The sequence below is a fragment of the Bradyrhizobium sp. USDA 4538 genome, from assembly GCF_024171045.1.
GTDB lineage: Bacteria > Pseudomonadota > Alphaproteobacteria > Rhizobiales > Xanthobacteraceae > Bradyrhizobium > Bradyrhizobium australafricanum.
Window position 1 is genome coordinate 260,316 of sequence record NZ_JALJZE010000001.1, and the last position, 19,247, is coordinate 279,562.

Genomic DNA, 19,247 nt, shown 5'->3' on the forward strand with positions numbered 1-19,247 from the left:
TCACCCCAGCCCTCTCCCCGTAAGAACGGGGAGAGGGAGCGCAGCGCCGTCGCAATCAGCGCGACAACACGGCGGAAAGGCGCGACCACTCGGGCTCACTGCCCGGCAAGCCGAGGCGCAGCCATCCCGGTTTCTGCTGGAAAACCCGCGACCAAATCTGGCTGCGCGCAAGCTTCTCCTGCACGGCCAACGCATCGCCGGTCTCGTAGAGCCGGAACAGCAACGTGCCACCGAGCAGCGTCCAGCCCCGCGATCGCGCCATTGCAGCGAGCCTGACGCAGTCGTCCGCGAGCCGCGCAGCCGTCGCCGTTGCCCAGTCGTGATCGAGCAACGCGCGCCGCCCGATCGCGATTGCTGCTCCCGAAACCGGCCATGGGCCCGCCCTCGCCGCAAGCGCGGCGACGTCCGCCTCGCTGCCGATCGCGAAGCCGAGGCGCAAGCCGGCAAGTCCGTAGAACTTGCCGAAGGAGCGCAGGATCAGCAGCCCCGCGTGTCCTGCTTCCGGTGCAAGGGACAGGTCAGGAACGGCGTCCGCAAAACTCTCGTCGATGACGAGCCGGCCAACGCGCGGCAGCAGTGCCAGCAACTCCCGCCGATCATGGCGTCGTCCGTCGGGGTTGTTCGGATTGACGACGATCGCAATGTCCGCACCCGCAAGCGCGGCGAGATCGGACACCTCGGCAACGTCCCAGCCGGCGGCCGACAACACCGCGGCATACTCGTTATAGGTCGGCGCCAGAATCCGCGCCCGCCCCTTGAGCGCCAGATGCGGCAGCAACTGAATCGCGGTCTGCGCACCACCCATCGCCACGATCGGCGCCTTGGTGACATAGGCCTGCCGCGCAGCGTCGTGCAGCGATTCAAGATCGGATCGCGACGGCAACGCGCTCCATTGCCGCGGCTCGACATCGACCAAGGGATACGGCACCCGATTGATCCCGGTCGACAGGTCGATCCAGTCGTCCGCGGCGCCGCCGAAGCGCTGCCGGGCGACATCAAGGTTCCCGCCGTGCTCACGCATGCGCCGCTCCTTCACGCCAGCGCCAGGACCAGCAGCGCCCCAGCCAACAGAATCATGGCGTAACGATAGAGTTTCAGCCCGGTGAGGACGTCAGCGGCAGCCGGATCGCGCGCCCCCTCGTTCAGCCAGGGCTCATCGGCGATGTGCCCGTGATAGATGCGAGGACCGCTGAGCCGCACGCCGAGCGCGCCGGCCATCGCAGCTTCCGGCCAGCCGGCATTCGGCGAGCGATGCCGCTGCGCATCGCGCAACATGCATGACCACGCCTGCGAACGGTTCGGCGCGAGCAGCACGAACAGAACACCCGTCAACCGCGCCGGAATGAGATTGGCGAGATCGTCGATCCGGGCGGCCGCCCAGCCAAAGGCTTCGTGCCGCTCGGTGCGATGACCGATCATCGAGTCCAGCGTGTTGATCGCCTTGTAGCCAAGGATTCCCGGCAGGCCGAACAGCGCGCCCCAGAACACCGGCGCCACGATGCCGTCGGATGCATTCTCGGCGAGGCTCTCGATGGTGGCGCGCGCGATGCCGGCGTCGTCGAGCGTTGCCGGATCACGCCCGACAATTTGCGCGACCGCTGAACGTGCGACCGCGATGTCGCCGGATGCCAAGGGACTTGCCACCGCGGCGACATGGTCGTGCAGCGAGCGCACGGCAACCAGCGGCCATGCCAGGACACCGACAAGGACAATGCGAACCCATCCGCATGCGAGCACGGACTGAACGGCCCAACCGAGCGCAATCACCAGCGCGATCACCAGGATCGCAGCCGCAATACCAGCGCCGCGACGAAACGCCGGCGGGTCGGAGGCGCGGTTCCAGGCGCCATCGACAAGATGGATCAGCCGGCCGAGCCAGGTCACGGGATGGCCGATGCGGGCAAACAGCCACGCCGGCCAGCCGATCAGAGCATCCACAGCCATCGCCACCGCCATCGCTCCCGCAAAACCCACTTGACCCTCTCCGCGCCGCGGTCCCCCTGATGCGCAAGACATCGGCCGAGCGCAAGCCCTCCGTGACGGATTTCGGCTTTGTCTTTCTCCGCGATTGGTGGTTAGAGCGTTTGTGAACGACGTGCGTACCGGTCGCACAGGAGATGATATGGCCGTCATTCTGATCACGGGGGGAGCCCGGTCCGGCAAAAGCCGGCGCGCCGAACTTCGTGCGCGCAGCTTTCCGGGACAGCCGGTCTATATCGCAACCGCCGAGGCGCTCGACGCAGAAATGGATGAGCGGATCGCCAAACATCGCGCGCGGCGCGGCAGCGACTGGATCGAGCGCGAGGTGCCGCTCGATCTGGTTGAAGTGCTGTCCGGGACCGATGGCGCTGGTGCACGGCTGGTCGATTGCCTGACGCTCTGGCTATCCAATCTGCTGCATGCCGGGCGCGACTGGTCGCAGGAAGTGACGCGGCTGGCGGATGCACTGTCGCGCCAGCACGGCCCGGTCGTGCTGGTCACCAACGAGGTCGGTCTCGGCATCGTGCCGGACAATGCATTGGCGCGGACGTTCCGCGACGCCGCAGGAATCATGAACCAGACTATCGCCGGCATCGCAGACGAGGTCGAGTTCGTCGTTGCGGGCCTGCCGATGAAGCTTAAATGAAGTCCGAGATCGATCCCGCCAAAGGCCCCGCGATGGTCTCATTCGACGATACGTTTCGCCGCCAACTGCACGAACTGTTCGTGTGGCGGCGCGACGTGCGGCGGTTCCGGGCCGATCCGCTGCCGGATGGTGCGATCGAGCGGCTGATCGAGATCGCCTGCCTGTCGCCTTCGGTCGGCCTGAGCCAGCCCTGGCGGTTCGTCATTGTCGACGACAAGACACGACGCCGCGCTGTCATCGACGACTTCAAGGCCTGCAACGCCGATGCGCTGCGGTCCTATTCGGGCGAGCGCGCCACAAAATACGCCGCGTTGAAATTATCGGGCCTCGAGGAGGCGCCGGGCCACCTCGCCGTGTTTGCCGAGAAGACCGACCGGATCGGCGCCGGTCTCGGCCGCGCGACGATGCCGGAGACGTCGGAATATTCCGTGGTGGCCGCGATCTGCTCGATGTGGCTTGCCGCGCGCGCCGAAGGCATCGGCATCGGCTGGGTATCGATCCTCAATCCAGACCGCATTCATGGCGTTCTGGAAATCCCGGACTCCTGGAAATTTATCGGCTATCTCTGCATCGGTTACCCCCAGACCGAGTGCGACCGCCCGGAGCTCGAACAGGCCAAGTGGGAATCGCGGCGAGGTCCGGATGAATTCACCGTCCGACGCTGACCGAGCCCCTGCCGGCGACGGCACCTCGAGCTGTGACGCGCACTGGCGCGCCGACATCGCCTCGCTGGTCTTTCCCGTCCCGGGGCACAACGCGATCTGCGCGGTGCATCGGGGCGCCTTTCGCACGCTGCTTGGCATCGACCCGACGGTGGACGCATGCCTCGCCCATTTCAGGCGGTTTGAACCAGCCTTCAAGGCAGCCGCACACGCCAAGATCGAGCGCAAGCGCATTCCCCTTGGAACAAATTTGCATCTTACCAGTCGCGACATCACCCGAAAGCTGCTAGAAGCCGATCAAATCGAATGTGGAGAACGACCATGAGCCAGTCCCAGACCGCGCAAACCCAGGTTACTCAAGCTCAGGTCACGCATCTGCCGATCGCCACCCGACAGGTCGGACGGCTTGCACAGTCGTTGATAGCCATGACGCTCGGCCTGTTCATCGTCGGCGTGGTCGGCTTCTCGCACATCGACGTAATCCACAACGCCGCGCATGACGTGCGCCATTCCAACGCCTTCCCCTGCCACTGATCTCCTTGGCATGAGCACGTTTCGCTCGATCGTCTTCTCGTCGGTCATTGCCGGGTTCATCGTCGGCCTGATCGTCACGGCGGTCCAGCAGTTCGGCACCGTTCCCCTGATCCTCAGGGCCGAGGTCTACGAGAAGGCGGCCACGCACAAGCACGAAGCCGCCGCGCCACCGCAGGTGATCCTCGTCCATGATCATGCGGATCATGATCATGGCGCGGAGGCCTGGGAGCCGCGCGACGGTTTGGAACGCAACGTCTATACCGCGGGGGCAAACATCCTGACCGCGATCGGTTTTGCGCTTCTGCTCTGCGGCTTCCTTGCGGTTCGCAGCGGCGCGACCGGCGAGCGGATCTCGTGGCATGAAGGCTTGATGTGGGGCCTCGCCGGTTTCGCCGTCTTCACCATTGCTCCGGGCCTTGGACTGCCGCCTGAATTGCCGGGGGTCCCCACCGCTCCGCTGCTTTCGCGCCAGATCTGGTGGGTGACGGCGGTGCTGGCGACCGCAGCCGGCCTCGGGCTGATCGCGTTCCGGCGCTCGATGCCGGCCGCCATCGCCGGCGTGGTCCTGATCATGCTGCCGCATCTGATCGGCGCGCCCGAGCTGGAGCACGTCGAGACCAACGTGCCTTCGTCCCTGTCGCATCAGTTCATGGTCGCCGTCACGCTGACCAGTCTGGTGTTCTGGTCCCTGCTGGGCAGCCTGACGAGCGCCGCATTCGCCTATTTCGACCAGCCAAGCTCATCCGCTCGCGGGTGACAGCCGCTGCCGGAAGAACGCCAGGATCTCATCGCGGGCCGCGATGGTCGGCTGGCCGGCCTCGTCGATCAGATGCACAGTCACGACGCTGTGCGGTGTCGTGACGAAATTCCGGAAGAACGGCGGCACATCGCGGTTCGCCGCGCTGTCGGGAAGCACTCGCCCGATGAAGCGGTCGCCGAGCGCCTCGCGATAGGCCGCAAAGCGCTGCGCCATGCAGAACTTGTCGCCCTCAAAGCGATAGGCCAGCACGGTCAGGTCTTCGCGCTCCAACCGCTCGCGCACCGCCTTGACTTGCTCCGGTGCGATCTCGATGCCCGCCGGATCGTTCAATGGCAATGACGGCTGCGAAAGCACCGGCGCCAGCATCGACGGCTCCAGCATCATGGTGAGCGCGAAATTGCCGGTAAAGCACATCCCGATGGCCCCGACACCGGGACCGCCGCATTCGCCATGGGCAAATCGCGCCAGCGCGCGCAACCATTGCGTCACGGGACTGGACTGGTTTGCGGCCATCGCACGAAACTCCGCGCTGACGCAGGCGCGCTGAAACACCGCTGCGCCCTCCTCCGCGCTCGCAATAGCGCCGTCACGGCCGAACAGCGACGGCATATAGACGGTGAATCCGGCATCGCGAACCCAGCGGGCGAAGCGCGCCACATGCGGGCTGATGCCCGGCATCTCCGCCATCACGATCACCGCAGGACCTGCGCCGCCAACATGGACGGTCTTGCCGGCCCCATCGAGGGTAATCTGGCGGCGCTCGAAATCCTCGAGCGGATCGTCCTGGGTCATCGGCCGGTTCGGCATCGGCGGTCCTCCTGATCGAGATCGGCAGCGTCTCGGCACCAGAGTTGCGATTTTCCGGCCCGGCAGCTAGTGTCAAAAATGACATTGATCGCGGATTTTATGACATGACCAGGATCGCGGTTGTCGAGATCGACGGCTGCCTCGCGTCAGCGGCCGCCATCACCCACGACGTGCTGGCCACCGCCAACCGGATCAGTACGTCGAAGCGCGCGCGCTTCGAGGTGACGACGCTGCGTTATGGGCCGAAGCGGCGCGCCGCCCGATTGCGCGGCGCGGACCTGGTCATCGTTCCCGGGCTCGGCTCGGCATCGGCCGGCGAGCTGGAGCGGAAGCTGGCGACACCGGCATGTCGGCACGCCCGCGACATGCTGGTCACGGCGTTCGCGAGCGGCGCGATGCTCGCCGCGTCCTGCGCCAGCAGCTTCCTGCTCGCGGAGACCGGCCTGCTCGACGGCAAGCGAGCGACCACGACATGGTGGTTCGCGCCGCTGTTTCGGCAACGCTATCCGAATGTCGAGTTGATGACGGAGCGGATGGTGGTGGCCGACTGGCCGATCGCAACCGCCGGCGCGGCGATGGCGCAGATGGACCTGATGCTTGCGGTAATCACGCGTTTCGGCAGCCCGGCGCTGGCCAAGGGCTGCGCCAACTACCTGCTGCTTGGCGAGCGGCATTCGCAGGCGCCGTTCATGGCGATCAATTATCTTGCCAGCCAGGACCCCAAGGTTGCCAGGGCCGAGAAATGGGTGCGCAGCAACATCGCGCGCGACTTCACGGTCGGAGACGTTGCCACCGCCGTCGCGCTGACGCCGCGGACATTTGCCAGACGGCTCGAGTCGATCTGTGGCGTGTCGCCCATTCAATTCGTGCAACGCATCAGGATCGAGACGGCGCGGTCGTTGCTCGAGACCACGCGCCTGTCGGTCGAAGAGATCGCGGGCAAGGTCGGATATGCCGAGCCCTCGACCCTCCGCCGGCTGATCCGGCGCGAAACGCGGCATTCGCCGCGGCATTTCCGTTCAAGCGGTTGATCCGCAACGACGCCACATCAGCGATGAAATCATCACGCCGAGAGCCATGCGAAGGCGCGGCGCAAGAATGCCGGCGCATCCTTTTCGACTGGCGTGCCATGGGCCATCAGCACCCTTTCGGCGGGCCACGCCAGAATCCTCTGTAAGGCCGCGCGCGCGGCACGGCGGCCCGTGAAGGCAACGCGGAACTTGCGCGGCACCGACGGCTCCGGCCCGACCATCAGGTCGAGTTTCGCGATCGTCGCGCGCCAACCCGAGACCAGTTCGGGAGGAATCTGCTGCAGCAAGTCGGTGAACAGCACGGTGCCGCTTTCGACATGGAAGAACACCACCTCCGTGGTGATCAGGTTGCCGCGCATCACCACCTGATCGATCTGTCCGGCCCAGTCGAGGCTCGGCCCATCCGCGAGATCGGCATCGAAGCCGAGGTCACGGCGCCGCTTGCACAGGCCCGGCGGGGCGTGGAGCACAGCGGCAGGATAGGCCTGCTTCCACTCGGCGAGGAACAGATGATGCAGCGAGTTGGGCGCCACGATGTGCCTGACCTGGCCGAGCGCGTTGACGCCGGCCTGCAATTGCTCCGTCAACCGGACCGGCGACCAGATGAAAAGGGCGCCGTCCGCCAGTCTGACGACGGCCATCCGGGTCGGATAGTGAAACCCGGCGATCGCAAGGTTCGGCCCCCCGGCAATCCAGATGTCGTGGCCGAACTGCTGCAATATCGCCATTTGCGATGAAACCTGACCGTAGATCGCCGCATGCTGCCGCCGGCGTTGCGGGTTCATTTACCATGCCCGGCGTGACAGGCCGCGGACAAGGGGCAATGTCGATCATCGGTTCCGATTGCGCCGCGGCCAATTGCAACGATCGGGTTTACGCAACCTTAGACGATTTGATCCAAATGTTGCGCGTGCACGACGCGATTGGGATGAAGCGGCCGATGTCGCAGAAGTCGGACCTCGAGGGACACAGGCTGGCCTTCGCTGATGACGCCGCGCGTCACTTCGCGGCGGATGACGCGGGTCGTGGCGCTGCGATGCCGCGCGCGACCATCAGCCCAACTACGTCCACAGGTCAGCCGCAGGTGGCAATCGCGCATTCACGGCAGTCCGGCGCGGGCGTGCTGGTCTCCGCGCTGCGTGAGGCCGACTGGCTCACGGCTGACCGTGTCACCGCCTTCACCCGCGTATTTCTCGTCCTGTTCATCGCCTGCATCGCGATCATCCCATGGGCTGTGCCGACGATGGATGTCGGCCATGATTTCGCGGCGTTCTGGACCGCGGCGAAGCTCGCGCTCGAAGGCCGCGCCGGCGACGCCTATGGCGACGCGGGCCGCGCCGCTGTAGCCGCCGTGCTCGGTCAGAACACCTACGCACCGTTCTTCTACCCGCCGACGTCGCTGTTGTTCTGGCTGCCCTTTGCACTGGTTCCCTTTGCAACGGCGGCCGTCGTCTGGATCTTCGCGACCGGCGCCGCCTATGCAGCCGCGGTGAGAGCCATGCTCGAGCGCGGCTCCGTCGTTCCAGCGCTCGCCTTTCCCGCCGTGTGGGTGTGCGCGCTATTCGGACAGAATTCGCTGTTCTCGGCGGCTCTGCTCGGCGGATCGGCCGCCACGCTGGACCGCTACCCGGTGATCGCCGGCGCGCTGCTCGGGTGCTTCAGCTACAAGCCGCAGATCGCCCTGCTTGCGCCGCTGGTGCTGATCCTGACGCGGCGCTGGCGCGCGCTGGCTGCAGCGGCCGCAACGACGCTCGTGCTTGTGCTGGCGGCCACCGCCGTCTTCGGGATCGACCCGTGGATCAAGTTTGTTGCCGTGCTGCCGGAGGCAAGCGCCTGGAGCCTCGGCGGCGGCCCCGGTTTCGAGAAGTTCGCCAGTCCCTATGCCGCGGTCAGGCTGGCCGGCGGATCCAGCAGCACGGCCTGGCTCGTCCAGGTGACCACGGCCGCGATCGCGATCGCCGTCCTGGTCCTGGTGCTGCGAAAACGTCCCGGCGGCGCCGCCGAGATCGCGCTGATGGTGGCGATGACCGGCCTCTGCGTGCCGTCGCTGGGCAACTATGAGGTCGTGATCCTGGCGATCCCGGGCGCGTGGCTGATCGCGCAGGCGCTTGCACAGGGCTGGCTGCCCTATGAGCGCATCGCCCTCGCGGCGCTATATTTGACGCCATTCGCCATGGTGCCCGCGGGCGCCCACGGCCTGCAACTGGCACCGATCGCCGCCGCGGCAGTTGCCATCCTAGTCGTGCGCCGCATCAGGCATCTGCCCCTGCTGGACGGCGAAATCGTGCAGGCCTGACGCCCTAAGCGAAGGTATGACCCACAAACGCCGACCCATATTGGGTGTCGTCCCTGCGAAAGCAGGGACCCATAACCACAAATGCTGATTGTTGAACGATGTTGGGACAACGAGTCCCACTCACAACACCTGCCGCGGCGTATGGGTCCCTGCTTTCGCACCGAACAAGCTGTTTGACAGTTGAATCCGAAAACCAATGTGGCTCATAACCGCCGCAACGCGACGAACCGGCGTCCGCTGCTATCCAGCCGGCATCAGGATCGCCTCTCGCGCCGCGTGCCAGCTCGCCTCGTCGGGTGCGCACAGCAAGCCGCCGGTCAGATTGACCGGCCGGTAGGGTGATCCGTCGAAATGCGCGCTGTAGCCGCCGGCCTCGCGATGCAACAGCCAGCCCGCGGCATGATCCCATGGCATCAGCTTTTTGTAGAACAGCAGATGGCAATGTCCGGACGCCGCCATGCGATATTCGTGCGCGGCGCATCTGAGCCAGGCGCTGCCGCCGAGCCTGGAAAGATTGCCGGCGACGATCGTGCGCAGCGGCTCGGGCAGGAAGTTGACGCCGACGATCGCATCCATCTGCTTGACCGGCACGGCGGGAGCCACTTTGAGGTCATGCCGCCGGCCGTCCGGCATCGCGAGCCACGCGCCCTCGCCGCGCAGCGCGAATGCGGTGTCGTTGCTGACCGGATCATGGATCGCGCCGAACACGATCTCGCGCGCATGGTGGCGGCCACCATGGTGCCGAACAGCGGAAGACTCGAGGTGAAGTTCCGCGTGCCGTCGATCGGATCGATGATGAAGGCAAGCTCCGCGGTTCCGACCTGATCGAGCGCGGCCGGATCACGCGCGGTGCCCTCCTCGCCGATCACAACCGCATTCGGAAACGCCCGCAGCAGCGCCGCCGATATCGCCTGCTCCGCCAGCTCATCGGCTTCGGTGACGACGTCGAATGCCGATGTCTTGGTGCGGACCTCGATCTCCCGCACGCGGCGGAACCGCGGCATGATCTCGCTGCGACCCACTTCGGCAAGGATGGCTCCGATATTCAGCGTATCGGCATGGGACAGTTTCACGCGGCATTCTCCTGCGTTGCGCCGGCACCCTACCGTGGAATTGTGACTGCGTGGCGGTCAGCGGCGCTGGTTGTAGACATCGATGCAGACGGCGCCAAGCAGCACGAGGCCCTTGATCACCTGCTGATAATCGATGCCGATACCGAGGATCGACATGCCGTTGTTCATGACGCCCATGATCATGGCGCCGACCACCGCGCCGCCGACCCGGCCGACGCCGCCATAGGCCGAGGCACCGCCGATGAAGCAGGCGGCGATCACATCGAGCTCGAAGCCGAGGCCGGCCTTCGGCGTCGCGGTGTTGAGCCGGGCTGCGAACACCAGCCCGGCGAGCGCGGCCAGCACGCCCATGTTGACGAAAGTGAAGAAGGTGAGCCGTTCGGTCTTGACGCCCGACAGTTTCGCCGCCTTGGCATTGCCGCCCACCGCGTAGATCTGCCGCCCGATCACCGTCCGCCGCGTGACGAAGCCATAGAGCGCGATCAGGACGGTCATGATGACAAGCACGTTGGGCAGGCCGCGATGCGAGGCGATCAGGTAGGTAAAGTAGAGCACCGCGCCCGCCAGCGCGATGCTCTTGACGATGAAAAACGCATACGGCTCGACGGCGATACCGTGCGCCTGCTCGCGCGCCCGGCTCCTGGCGGTCGCCAGCACCAGGACAAACGCCAGGACGATGCCGATCGCGAGCGACGTCGGATAGAGCGTGCCGGCGCTCGGGAACAGCTCGGGGATGAAGCCCGACGACAGCTTCTGGAAGGTCGGCGGGAACGGCCCGACCGACTGGCCCTGCAGGACAGCGAGCGCGAGGCCCTTGAACACCAGCATGCCCGCCAGCGTCACGATGAAGGACGGAATGCCGAAATAGGCCACCCAGTAGCCCTGGGCCGCACCGATCGCGGCGCCGACCAGGAGGCAGGCGACGAAGGCGATCGGGTAGCTGACATGGTAGCGCACCATCAGCACCGCCGCGACGGCGCCGACGAAGCCCGCGACCGAGCCGACCGAAAGGTCGATATGCCCGGTGACGATCACCAGCAGCATGCCGAGCGCCATGATGACGATGTAGCTGTTCTGCAGCACGAGGTTGGTGAGGTTGAGCGGCTGCAACAGCGTGCCGTCGGTCACGATCTCGAAGAACAGCATGATCGCGAGCAGCGACAGTAGCATGCCGTAGTTGCGCAGATTGTTCTTGATGAAGCCGGAATGCCTGGGGGCCTCGGGAAGTGATACCGTCTTGTCGGTCATGGTGCCCCTCCTCCGGCGCGTGCCACCCTTTCGTCGGCGCGGCGTCCGGACATTCTGACATTGCGCATGATGGCGCGCATGATCTTCTCCTGCGTCGCATCGTGGCCTGCGAACTTGCCGACGAAGGCGCCGTCATTCATCACGCAGATCCGGTCGCAGATGCCGAGCAGCTCGGGCATCTCCGAGGAGATCACCACGACGCCCCTGCCGGCCTCCGCCAGCTCGTTGATGATGGAGTAGATCTCGTATTTCGCCCCGACGTCGATCCCGCGCGTCGGCTCGTCCAGCAGCAGCACCCTCGGATCGGTCATCAGCCATTTCGACAGCACGACCTTCTGCTGGTTGCCGCCCGAGAGGTCGCCGGTCGCCTGGTAGACGTCGGAGCAGCGGATCCGCATCCGGGTGCGGTAGTCGCTCGCGGCCTTCAGCTCGGCGACATCGTCGATCACGCCGCGATCCGACACCTGGCGCAGGCTCGCCACCGTCACGTTCTTGCGGACGTCGGCGGCAAGGATCAGCCCGAGCTGCTTGCGGTCTTCGGTGACATAGGCGATGCCGGCATCGATCGCGGCCGGCACGCTGGACAGATCGGCCTCGCGTCCATCGAGGCGGACCTTGCCGGAGACGTTGGTGCCCCAGGCGCGGCCGAACAGGCTCATGGCGAACTCGGTGCGGCCGGCGCCCATCAGGCCGGCGATGCCGACTACCTCGCCGCGGCGCAGTGTGAAGTCGACGTTCTTGATCACCTGCCGCTCGGTATGCAGCGGGTGATACACTGACCAGTTCTCCACCGTCATCACGGGTTCGCCGATCTCCGCCTTCCGCTCGGGAAAACGATGCGCCAGATCGCGGTCAACCATGCTGCGGATGATGCGGTCCTCCTCGATGCGCTCGGTGCGGCAGTCGATGCTGTCGATGGTGCGGCCGTCGCGCAGCACCGTGATGCGGTCGGCGACCCGCGCAACCTCGTTCAGCTTGTGCGAGATCAGGATCGAGGCGATGCCCTGCTCGCGGAAGGCCAGGAGACGCTCGAGCAAGGCGGCGCTGTCGGCCTCGTTAAGACTTGCGGTCGGCTCGTCGAGGATCAGGAGACGCACCCGCTTGGACAGCGCCTTGGCGATCTCCACGAGCTGCTGCTTGCCGACGCCGAGGTCGGTGATCAGCGTATCCGGCGGCTCCCGCAGGCCGACCTGCGCCAACAGCTCGGCGGTCCGCCGATGCACCGCGTTGCGGTCGATGACGCCGAACCGCGACGGCGGATGCGACAGAAAGATGTTCTCGGCAATCGACATCAGCGGAATCAGCGCCAGCTCCTGATGGATGATGATGATCCCGAGCGCCTCGCTGTCGTTGATGTCGCGGAAGCGCCGCTCCTCGCCGTCGAACACGATCGACCCATCGTAGCTGCCGGCCGGATAGACCCCGCTCAGCACCTTCATCAAGGTCGACTTGCCGGCGCCGTTTTCGCCGACCAGCGCATGGATCTGCCCGGCCTCGACGGTGAAGCTGACGTCGCGCAGCGCCTGCACGCCGGCAAAGCTCTTGCTGACGCCGCGCATCTCAAGCATTGCCGTCATCGGATCATGTCCCGCAGCGTCGATCGTCCCCGGCCCGGCTCGCTGCCGCTCCGCCCTAGAGCCCATTCCGTTCCGATTAAATCGGAACGGGGCTCCAGATTCTAGTTTGATGCGTTTTCCGCACGCGAACTGGTACCCACTTCGCTCGAAAACGCTCTAGTCGAATTGCGAGCGCTTGTAGTAGCCGCTGTCAATCAGGACTTTCTCCCAATTGGTCTTATCCACCACGACCGGCTTGAGGAGATAGGACGGAACCACCTTGACCCCGTTGTTGTAGGTCTTGGTGTCGTTGACGGCGACCTCCTTCTTGCTCAGCACAGCGTCGACCATGTCGGCGGTCACCTTGGCGAGGTCGCGGGTGTCCTTGAAGATGGTCGAGTATTGCTCGCCGCGCAGCATCGCCTTGATCGAGGGGACTTCGGCATCCTGCCCGCTGATGTACGGCATCGGCTGGTCCTTGCTGCCGTAGCCGACGCTCTTCAGCGAGGAGATGATGCCGATCGACAGGCCGTCATAGGGCGACAGCACCGCGTCGACGCGCTTCTTGCCGTAGAACGCGCTGAGCAGGTTGTCCATCCGCGCCTGCGCGGTCGCACCGTCCCAGCGCAGCGTCGCAACCTTGTTCATGCCCGTCTGGCCGCTGCCGACCACGAGCTTGCCGCTGTCGATATAGGGCTTCAACACCGACATCGCGCCGTCGTAGAAGAAGTACGCGTTGTTGTCGTCGGGCGAGCCGCCGAACAGCTCGATGTTGAAGGGCCCCTTGCCTTCCTTGAGCCCGAGCGCGTTCTCGATCGACTGGGCCTGCAGCACACCGACCTGGAAATTGTCGAAGGTCGCGTAATAGTCGACGTTGGGGGTGCCGCGGATCAGGCGGTCATAGGCGATCACCGTGATGCCCTGGGCCTTGGCCTGCTTCAGGACATCGGACAAGGTGGTGCCGTCGATGGCGGCGATGACCAGCACCTTGGCGCCCTTGGTCACCATGTTCTCGACCTGGGAGAGCTGGTTCGGAATGTCGTCTTCGGCATATTGCAGATCGGTGCCGTAGCCGCGCTCCTTCAGCACCTTGACCATGTTGTTGCCGTCGTCGATCCAGCGTGCCGAGGACTTGGTCGGCATCGCGATGCCGATGGTCGGCTTGCTCTGGGCGAGCGCGTCGCGATCCGACACCGCCGCGGCAAGGCCGGCCAGCGCGAGCGCGAACAAGGTCTTCAATTTGAACATGCTTCACTCCCTCGTTTTTTGAGTTGGGGTACCGTTGCCGTGGACAGCGTCAATCGACGGCTATCGTTCGTGGGCGGACCGCAGATCTACGGCGATGTCGGATCGGCGCCGGGACCGTCACGAACCGAAATTGCGGAATGTCGATCGACCCCGTCAACAGCGCCGATGCTCGCTCCGCACGATCGGCCATGTCGATCCCGCAATGCCGGGTTCAGTCGCGAGTCATGTCGTGGGACGAACGAGGCGCAGGAATGACGTGGAGGATCATGAGGCGCCGGTCTCCCGGAATCGTTGGCGAGCGCCAGCGTCCGACAGGACGTCTGGCGGTGCGCTGCCGTTTTCTGCACCCTTTGGTTGATGTTGCCGCTGCAATGTGGACGCAAGCGCCGACTGGCCATTTATTTCATTATCCGAAGAAATTGATCGGAGACGCGGAGGGTCGCAGGGGTACTGTCCGGAATCGCTGGCAAGTCCTATCGCCTCCCAGGTGGTGCAGCACCGCTTCTGGTAACCTTTCGCCGGATTGTGCCTTCACCCTGCTATGGATGCAAGCGCCATTTATTTCACCATCTGAATAAATTGGCCTGAGCTGCCGGCCGGGGGCAGCGAGCTTCAGGCGTCGATGTCAGAGAGATCGTCAACAACCAGCAAAGCCTCGGCAAAATCGTCGTCGCCGAAATAGGTGCTGCGGGTGATGACGACGGGGATGCCGGCGCGCGCCGCGGCGGCGAGGCCGTTGCCGGAATCCTCGATTGCGACGCAATCTCCCGGCCCGAGCCCGAGCCGGGTCAGGACCTCGGTGTAGACATCGGGCGCCGGCTTCTTGCGCGGCACGTCGTCGCCGGCAACGATCGCCTCGAACTGATCGGCCCAGTCCAGCCCGAGCGAAACCGAAAGCAGCGCATCGATATTGCCGTGCGAGGTGGTGGTTGCGATCGCGAGGCGCTGGCCGCGGCTGCGCGCGCCGGCGAGCCAGGCCCTGACGCCCGGCCGCAACGGGCAGCCGCCCGCGGCAATCAGCACGGCGTAGCGCGCGGTCTTGATCCTGTGCAGGTCAGCGATCTCGGCGAATGTCAGCATTGGGACCGCGTTGCGCTGGTCGAAGGCGCGGATGCGCTCCTTGCCTCCGGCCACCCGCAGCAGCCGCGCGTAAGTGACCTGATCCCAGAACCAATCGAGCCCGGCTTCGGCAAAGGCTTCATTGAAGGCGCGGCGGTGCACCTCCTCGGTTTCGGCGAGCGTGCCGTCGACATCGAAGATCAAGGCGCGGGCGCTCGCAATGATGTCGCGCATCCCGGCGGTCCGGATCACGGCGAGCGCCTCGTTCATCGTCCCTCGCCCGCCGCACCGGCGCCTTTGACGAACACCCGGCTGGCGAGCACGTCGCCGGCCTCGATCGACATCACGTCGTCGGCGGTGAGCGTGCGGTCGAGCTTCGCCACGATCCGGTTGGCCTGGCGCAGCCGGATGCGATCGAGCGCATTGCGGATCGAGCGTGCATTGGAGAACAGCGGCTGTTCTTTGCGCACGGCGATGTAACGGATGAAGGCCTCGCGGGCTTCCGGAGAGAACTGATAATTCTGCTGCTGCAACATCAGCTCGGCGATCCAGAGCAACTCGCCGTCGGAATAGTCGGGGAAATCGATGTGATGCGCGATGCGGGAGCGGAAGCCCGGATTGCTCTGGAAGAATTTCTCCATGCGGTCGCCATAGCCGGCCAGGATCACCACCAGATCCTCGCGCTGCTGCTCCATCACCTGCAGCAGGATCTCGATCGCCTCCTGTCCGTAGTCGCGCTCGTTTTCCGGGCGATAGAGGTAATAGGCCTCGTCGATGAACAACACGCCGCCCATCGCCTTCTTTAAGATCTCCTTGGTCTTCGGCGCGGTGTGGCCGATATATTGGCCGACGAGGTCGTCGCGCGTGACGCTGATGACGTGGCCGCGGCGCACGAAGCCGAGCTTGTGCAGGATGCCGGCCATCCGCAGCGCGACCGTGGTCTTGCCGGTGCCGGGATTGCCGGTGAACGACATGTGCAGGGTCGGAAACGTCGTCGCCAGCGCCATCTTCTGCCTGATGCGTTCGACCAGCAGCAGCGAGGCGATCTCGCGGATGCGGGTCTTCACCGGCTTCAGGCCGATCAATTCGGAATCGAGCTGGTCGAGCACGTCGCCGATGCCGAGGTCGGCGAATTCATGGCGAAGGTCGATAGTCTCGAGCGGGGTCTCGCGGATTTGTTCGCTGATCTGTTCTTGCGCTTGCGTCATTGTCCTCTCGCCTGGAAAAGCTCCGTCGCCGCGGCGGCGACGACGGAGAAGTGCATCCGGACCAGGACGGTCGAGGGAGCAACCCGCCTGGTTTGCAAGCCGGACGCGGTCAATGATCGGTGTAGCGTTCGCCTTCGGGGCGGCCCGCTGCATAGGAATGGGTCGCATAACGCAGATTGCGTCCGGCCGCCTCCTGGCGGTCGAGCCGGAAGCCTGGCTCCTCCTGCGGCCGGTTGACGATGAAGGAGATGCGAACCGACTCCCAGCCCGGGCTGGAATCAAAGCCGGAGATCCGGATATAGCGGTCGCCATAGACCCGTCGGCAGTCGGCGAGCTCCTTCATGATGCCCGCCGCATCGCGCAGGTCGAACATCGGCAGGCCCCACATGTCCCAATAGGTGTTGCGGGGATGCGGATCGTCGGTGAACTCGATGTTCACCGCCCAACCCTTGTCGAGGCAGTATTGCACCTGCGCGGCGATCTGCTCGTCGGTGAGATCGGGCAGGAACGAGAAGCAGCCTTGGGTAACGCGCATGAGTATCTCCTCTCAGACCGCCATGCTCGGCGTGGGAACGAAATCGGGGGCGTCGGTCGACTCGTAGTTGAAGGTGACGTCCTTCCAGACGTCGAGCGCCTCGCGCAGCGGCGTGCAGGTCTGCGCCGCCTTGGCCAGGATCTCCGGCCCCTCATGGACGTAGTCGCGCCCCTCGTTGCGGGCGAGGATCATGGCTTCCAGCGCGACGCGGTTGGCGGTGGCGCCGGCCTGGATGCCGCGGGGATGGCCGATGGTGCCGCCGCCGAACTGCAGCACGACGTCCTCGCCGAGCAGATCGAGCAGCTGGTGCATCTGGCCGGCATGAATGCCGCCCGAGGCCACCGGCATGAGCTTGTTGAGGCTCGCCCAGTTCTGGTCGAAGAACACGCCGTGCTCCAGGTGCAACGGATTGAAGTCCTCGCGGCAGATGTCGTAATAGCCGCGGGTGGTGTTTGGATCGCCTTCGAGCTTGCCGACCACCGTGCCGGCATGGATGTGATCGACGCCGGCGAGCCGCATCCATTTCGCGATCACGCGGAACGAGACGCCGTGGCTGCGCTGCCGCGTGTAGGTCGAGTGGCCGGCGCGATGCAGATGCAGGATCATGTTATTCTTGCGCGCCCACTTCGCCATCGACTGGATCGCGGTGTAGCCGATCACAAGGTCGATCATGACGATGTTGGAGCCGAGCTCATGGGCAAACTCGGCGCGCTCGTACATATCCTCCATGGTCGCCGCGGTGACGTTGAGATAGGTCCCCTTGATCTCGCCGGTCGCGGCCTGCGCGCGGTTGACCGCCTCCATGCAGTAGAGGAAGCGCTCGCGCCAGTGCATGAAGGGCTGCGAGTTGATGTTCTCGTCGTCCTTGGTGAAATCGAGCCCGCCTTTCAGCGCCTCATAGACGACGCGGCCATAGTTGCGGCCGGACAGGCCGAGCTTCGGCTTCACGGTGGCGCCGAGCAATGGACGGCCGAACTTGTCGAGCCGCTCGCGCTCCACCACGATGCCGGTCGCCGGGCCCTGGAATGTCTTCACATAGGCAGTCGGCAGCCGCATGTCCTCGAGCCGCAATGCCTTCAGCGGTTTGAACCCGAACACATTGCCGATGATCGAGGCGGTCAGGTTCGAGATCGAGCCCGGCTCGAACAGGTCGAGGTCATAGGCGATGTAGGCGAAGTAGCTGCCCGGCGAATTCGGCACCGGATCGACGCGGTAGCACTTCGCCCGGTATTTCTCCGCGGCCGTCAGCCGGTCGGTCCACACCACGGTCCAGGTCGCGGTCGAGGATTCGCCCGCCACAGCCGCGCAGGCTTCGGTCGGATCGACGCCGTCTTGCGGCGTGACGCGGAACAAGGCGATGACGTCGGTGTCCTTGGGCTCGTAGTTCGGCTCCCAATAGCCCATCCGCTTGTATTCCATCACGCCGGACTTGTAGCGATCCTTGCCGCGCACGGTGATCGACTGCTGCATATTCATCGAAATCTCCTGTGGTTCGTCGCCATTTGCTCAGGCGGCCTGGGTCATCTTTCCAATTTGCGGATCGAGCGCGCCGGCGCGATAGCGGCGAGCCATTTCCGGCAGTGCAACCACCTTGATTCTGGCGGCATTGCCGGCCGTGCCGAACTGCTCGAAGCGGTCACGGCAGAGTTCGCGTAGCGCATCCATCGCCGGCTTCAGGAATTTGCGCGGATCGAACTCACTCTTCGACTGGACGGCGACCTTGCGGAAGGCCGCCGCCATCGCCAGGCGGCAATCGGTGTCGATATTGACCTTGCGCACCCCGTGCTTGATGCCGCGAACGATCTCCTCGACCGGGACACCCCAGGTCTGCGGCATCTCGCCGCCGAACTGGTTGAACATGTCCTGCAGCGGCTGCGGCACCGAGGACGAGCCGTGCATCACCAGATGCGTGTTCGGCAGGCGGGTATGGATCTCCTCGACTACGCGCATCGCCAGGATCTCGCCATCGGGCCGCCGCGTGAACTTGTAGGCGCCGTGCGAGGTGCCCATCGCGATCGCAAGCGCATCGACCTTGGTAGCGCGGACGAAATCGACCGCCTGATCCGGATCGGTGAGCAGCTGGTCATGGCTCAGCTTGCCCTCGACGCCGTGACCGTCCTCCTGCTCGCCGCCGCCATGCTCGAGCGAGCCGAGCACGCCGAGCTCGCCTTCGACCGACGCGCCGACCCAGTGCGCCATGTCGACCACCCGGCGGGTGATATCGACGTTGTAGTCATAGTCGGCTGCGGTCTTGGCGTCGGCCTTGAGCGAGCCGTCCATCATGACGGAGGTGAAGCCGTAACGGATCGCGGTGGCGCAGGTCGCCTCTTCGTTTCCGTGATCGAGATGCAGGCAGAGCGGAATCTGCGGATGCATCTCCTCGAGCGCGTCGATCATCTTCGCCAGCATGATGTCGTTGGCATAGGAGCGCGCGCCGCGCGAGGCCTGGATGATGACAGGCGCATCGCAGGAAGCCGCCGCCTCCATGATGGCGAGGCCCTGCTCCATATTGTTGATGTTGAAGGCCGGAACGCCGTAGCCGCGTTCGGCGGCGTGGTCCAGCAACTGCCTCAGGGTTATCCGCGCCATGGTGGCGTCCTCCTT

The 19,247-nt window shown here is 65.1% G+C and carries 21 protein-coding genes and 1 pseudogene; 8 read left to right on the plus strand and 14 right to left on the minus strand.

Annotated elements, in window-relative coordinates:
- Positions 1 to 55: 55 nt before the first annotated feature.
- Entirely contained in the window at positions 56 to 1,021 is a 966-nt protein-coding gene (gene cobD / locus J2R78_RS01100; RefSeq protein WP_253609417.1) for a threonine-phosphate decarboxylase CobD, read from the minus strand.
- A gap of 11 nt (positions 1,022 to 1,032) precedes the next feature.
- Positions 1,033 to 1,956, minus strand: a complete 924-nt coding sequence (gene cbiB, locus J2R78_RS01105; RefSeq protein WP_253610051.1) for an adenosylcobinamide-phosphate synthase CbiB — start codon at positions 1,954 to 1,956, stop codon at positions 1,033 to 1,035.
- A gap of 166 nt (positions 1,957 to 2,122) precedes the next feature.
- On the opposite strand from cbiB, the gene cobU reads away from it, so the two are divergent.
- The 5 genes from cobU to J2R78_RS01130 are packed head-to-tail and all read left to right on the plus strand — an operon-like array spanning position 2,123 to position 4,579.
- Complete coding sequence (gene cobU, locus J2R78_RS01110; protein WP_057015887.1) at positions 2,123 to 2,626, plus strand: bifunctional adenosylcobinamide kinase/adenosylcobinamide-phosphate guanylyltransferase; 504 nt, start codon at positions 2,123 to 2,125, stop codon at positions 2,624 to 2,626.
- Between the two features lie 32 nt (positions 2,627 to 2,658).
- Positions 2,659 to 3,291: a 5,6-dimethylbenzimidazole synthase gene (bluB, locus tag J2R78_RS01115; RefSeq protein ID WP_253610052.1), complete on the plus strand. Its 633-nt coding sequence runs from the start codon at positions 2,659 to 2,661 to the stop codon at positions 3,289 to 3,291.
- Positions 3,269 to 3,613 carry a hypothetical protein gene (locus J2R78_RS01120; protein ID WP_253609419.1) on the plus strand — a complete coding sequence of 115 codons (345 nt, stop codon included), beginning with the start codon at positions 3,269 to 3,271 and terminating at the stop codon, positions 3,611 to 3,613. Before bluB ends, J2R78_RS01120 begins: the two co-directional genes overlap by 23 nt.
- Positions 3,610 to 3,822, plus strand: coding sequence for a CbtB domain-containing protein (locus J2R78_RS01125; RefSeq protein WP_253609420.1), 213 nt, complete (start codon positions 3,610 to 3,612; stop codon positions 3,820 to 3,822). The genes J2R78_RS01120 and J2R78_RS01125 overlap by 4 nt, the downstream gene beginning before the upstream one ends.
- A 10-nt stretch (positions 3,823 to 3,832) precedes the next feature.
- Positions 3,833 to 4,579, plus strand: coding sequence for a CbtA family protein (locus J2R78_RS01130; protein ID WP_253609421.1), 747 nt, complete (start codon positions 3,833 to 3,835; stop codon positions 4,577 to 4,579).
- On the opposite strand, the gene J2R78_RS01135 is transcribed toward J2R78_RS01130, so the two are convergent.
- Positions 4,562 to 5,389 (minus strand): dienelactone hydrolase family protein, encoded by an 828-nt coding sequence (locus tag J2R78_RS01135; protein WP_253609422.1) that lies wholly within the window; start codon positions 5,387 to 5,389, stop codon positions 4,562 to 4,564. The genes J2R78_RS01130 and J2R78_RS01135 overlap by 18 nt on opposite strands.
- 104 nt (positions 5,390 to 5,493) lie before the next feature.
- On the opposite strand from J2R78_RS01135, the gene J2R78_RS01140 reads away from it, so the two are divergent.
- Entirely contained in the window at positions 5,494 to 6,420 is a 927-nt protein-coding gene (locus J2R78_RS01140; protein WP_253609423.1) for a GlxA family transcriptional regulator, read from the plus strand.
- Between the two features lie 32 nt (positions 6,421 to 6,452).
- Here the strand turns inward: J2R78_RS01140 and J2R78_RS01145 are convergent, their stop codons facing one another.
- Positions 6,453 to 7,148: a DUF4336 domain-containing protein gene (locus J2R78_RS01145; RefSeq protein WP_253610053.1), complete on the minus strand. Its 696-nt coding sequence runs from the start codon at positions 7,146 to 7,148 to the stop codon at positions 6,453 to 6,455.
- Between the two features lie 212 nt (positions 7,149 to 7,360).
- Here J2R78_RS01145 and J2R78_RS01150 point away from each other — a divergent pair, with 212 nt between their 5' ends.
- Positions 7,361 to 8,716 carry a glycosyltransferase family 87 protein gene (locus J2R78_RS01150; RefSeq protein WP_253609424.1) on the plus strand — a complete coding sequence of 452 codons (1,356 nt, stop codon included), beginning with the start codon at positions 7,361 to 7,363 and terminating at the stop codon, positions 8,714 to 8,716.
- A gap of 240 nt (positions 8,717 to 8,956) precedes the next feature.
- Here J2R78_RS01150 and J2R78_RS01155 read toward each other — a convergent pair whose 3' ends face one another.
- On the minus strand, positions 8,957 to 9,424 hold the full coding sequence (locus tag J2R78_RS01155) for an inositol monophosphatase family protein (RefSeq protein WP_253609425.1): 468 nt from the start codon (positions 9,422 to 9,424) through the stop codon (positions 8,957 to 8,959).
- Here J2R78_RS01155 and J2R78_RS44645 point away from each other — a divergent pair.
- A complete protein-coding gene (locus tag J2R78_RS44645) occupies positions 9,407 to 9,541 on the plus strand; it encodes a hypothetical protein (protein WP_256558763.1) in 135 nt (44 codons plus the stop codon). The two genes, J2R78_RS01155 and J2R78_RS44645, sit on opposite strands and share 18 nt — an antisense overlap.
- On the opposite strand, the pseudogene J2R78_RS01160 reads toward J2R78_RS44645, so the two are convergent.
- The 9 genes and pseudogenes from J2R78_RS01160 to fba all read right to left on the minus strand — a co-directional run.
- Positions 9,496 to 9,720: pseudogene (locus J2R78_RS01160) on the minus strand (inositol monophosphatase family protein); the annotation flags it as partial. The gene J2R78_RS44645 and the pseudogene J2R78_RS01160 overlap by 46 nt on opposite strands.
- A gap of 126 nt (positions 9,721 to 9,846) precedes the next feature.
- A complete protein-coding gene (gene mmsB, locus J2R78_RS01165; RefSeq protein WP_168857111.1) occupies positions 9,847 to 11,037 on the minus strand; it encodes a multiple monosaccharide ABC transporter permease in 1,191 nt (396 codons plus the stop codon).
- Positions 11,034 to 12,614 carry a multiple monosaccharide ABC transporter ATP-binding protein gene (gene mmsA, locus J2R78_RS01170; RefSeq protein WP_253609426.1) on the minus strand — a complete coding sequence of 527 codons (1,581 nt, stop codon included), beginning with the start codon at positions 12,612 to 12,614 and terminating at the stop codon, positions 11,034 to 11,036. Before mmsA ends, mmsB begins: the two co-directional genes overlap by 4 nt.
- A gap of 156 nt (positions 12,615 to 12,770) precedes the next feature.
- A complete protein-coding gene (gene chvE, locus J2R78_RS01175) occupies positions 12,771 to 13,841 on the minus strand; it encodes a multiple monosaccharide ABC transporter substrate-binding protein (RefSeq protein WP_253609427.1) in 1,071 nt (356 codons plus the stop codon).
- A gap of 612 nt (positions 13,842 to 14,453) precedes the next feature.
- Positions 14,454 to 15,170, minus strand: coding sequence for an HAD family hydrolase (locus J2R78_RS01180; protein WP_253609428.1), 717 nt, complete (start codon positions 15,168 to 15,170; stop codon positions 14,454 to 14,456).
- A complete protein-coding gene (cbbX, locus tag J2R78_RS01185; RefSeq protein ID WP_253609429.1) occupies positions 15,167 to 16,108 on the minus strand; it encodes a CbbX protein in 942 nt (313 codons plus the stop codon). The genes J2R78_RS01180 and cbbX overlap by 4 nt, the downstream gene beginning before the upstream one ends.
- 109 nt (positions 16,109 to 16,217) lie before the next feature.
- Positions 16,218 to 16,643, minus strand: coding sequence for a ribulose bisphosphate carboxylase small subunit (locus tag J2R78_RS01190; RefSeq protein ID WP_076833455.1), 426 nt, complete (start codon positions 16,641 to 16,643; stop codon positions 16,218 to 16,220).
- Between the two features lie 12 nt (positions 16,644 to 16,655).
- Positions 16,656 to 18,113: a form I ribulose bisphosphate carboxylase large subunit gene (locus J2R78_RS01195; protein WP_038382128.1), complete on the minus strand. Its 1,458-nt coding sequence runs from the start codon at positions 18,111 to 18,113 to the stop codon at positions 16,656 to 16,658.
- A 36-nt stretch (positions 18,114 to 18,149) separates the two neighbouring features.
- On the minus strand, positions 18,150 to 19,232 hold the full coding sequence (gene fba / locus J2R78_RS01200; RefSeq protein ID WP_076833454.1) for a class II fructose-bisphosphate aldolase: 1,083 nt from the start codon (positions 19,230 to 19,232) through the stop codon (positions 18,150 to 18,152).
- Between the last annotated feature and the right edge of the window lie 15 nt (positions 19,233 to 19,247).

What these genes read in the sequence shown, in the direction of transcription:
- J2R78_RS44645 (WP_256558763.1), top strand. Translation starts at nt 9,407, where the DNA reads ATGGATCGCGCCGAACACGATCTCGCGCGCATGGTGGCGGCCACCATG.
- cbiB (WP_253610051.1), bottom strand. Translation starts at nt 1,956, where the DNA reads ATGGCGGTGGCGATGGCTGTGGATGCTCTGATCGGCTGGCCGGCGTGG.
- bluB (WP_253610052.1), top strand. Translation starts at nt 2,659, where the DNA reads ATGGTCTCATTCGACGATACGTTTCGCCGCCAACTGCACGAACTGTTC.
- J2R78_RS01195 (WP_038382128.1), bottom strand. Translation starts at nt 18,113, where the DNA reads ATGCAGCAGTCGATCACCGTGCGCGGCAAGGATCGCTACAAGTCCGGC.
- J2R78_RS01190 (WP_076833455.1), bottom strand. Translation starts at nt 16,643, where the DNA reads ATGCGCGTTACCCAAGGCTGCTTCTCGTTCCTGCCCGATCTCACCGAC.
- chvE (WP_253609427.1), bottom strand. Translation starts at nt 13,841, where the DNA reads ATGTTCAAATTGAAGACCTTGTTCGCGCTCGCGCTGGCCGGCCTTGCC.
- J2R78_RS01125 (WP_253609420.1), top strand. Translation starts at nt 3,610, where the DNA reads ATGAGCCAGTCCCAGACCGCGCAAACCCAGGTTACTCAAGCTCAGGTC.
- fba (WP_076833454.1), bottom strand. Translation starts at nt 19,232, where the DNA reads ATGGCGCGGATAACCCTGAGGCAGTTGCTGGACCACGCCGCCGAACGC.
- mmsA (WP_253609426.1), bottom strand. Translation starts at nt 12,614, where the DNA reads ATGACGGCAATGCTTGAGATGCGCGGCGTCAGCAAGAGCTTTGCCGGC.
- J2R78_RS01120 (WP_253609419.1), top strand. Translation starts at nt 3,269, where the DNA reads ATGAATTCACCGTCCGACGCTGACCGAGCCCCTGCCGGCGACGGCACC.
- J2R78_RS01140 (WP_253609423.1), top strand. Translation starts at nt 5,494, where the DNA reads ATGACCAGGATCGCGGTTGTCGAGATCGACGGCTGCCTCGCGTCAGCG.
- mmsB (WP_168857111.1), bottom strand. Translation starts at nt 11,037, where the DNA reads ATGACCGACAAGACGGTATCACTTCCCGAGGCCCCCAGGCATTCCGGC.
- J2R78_RS01135 (WP_253609422.1), bottom strand. Translation starts at nt 5,389, where the DNA reads ATGCCGAACCGGCCGATGACCCAGGACGATCCGCTCGAGGATTTCGAG.
- J2R78_RS01180 (WP_253609428.1), bottom strand. Translation starts at nt 15,170, where the DNA reads ATGAACGAGGCGCTCGCCGTGATCCGGACCGCCGGGATGCGCGACATC.
- cbbX (WP_253609429.1), bottom strand. Translation starts at nt 16,108, where the DNA reads ATGACGCAAGCGCAAGAACAGATCAGCGAACAAATCCGCGAGACCCCG.
- cobD (WP_253609417.1), bottom strand. Translation starts at nt 1,021, where the DNA reads ATGCGTGAGCACGGCGGGAACCTTGATGTCGCCCGGCAGCGCTTCGGC.
- cobU (WP_057015887.1), top strand. Translation starts at nt 2,123, where the DNA reads ATGGCCGTCATTCTGATCACGGGGGGAGCCCGGTCCGGCAAAAGCCGG.
- J2R78_RS01150 (WP_253609424.1), top strand. Translation starts at nt 7,361, where the DNA reads ATGTCGCAGAAGTCGGACCTCGAGGGACACAGGCTGGCCTTCGCTGAT.
- J2R78_RS01145 (WP_253610053.1), bottom strand. Translation starts at nt 7,148, where the DNA reads ATGGCGATATTGCAGCAGTTCGGCCACGACATCTGGATTGCCGGGGGG.
- J2R78_RS01130 (WP_253609421.1), top strand. Translation starts at nt 3,833, where the DNA reads ATGAGCACGTTTCGCTCGATCGTCTTCTCGTCGGTCATTGCCGGGTTC.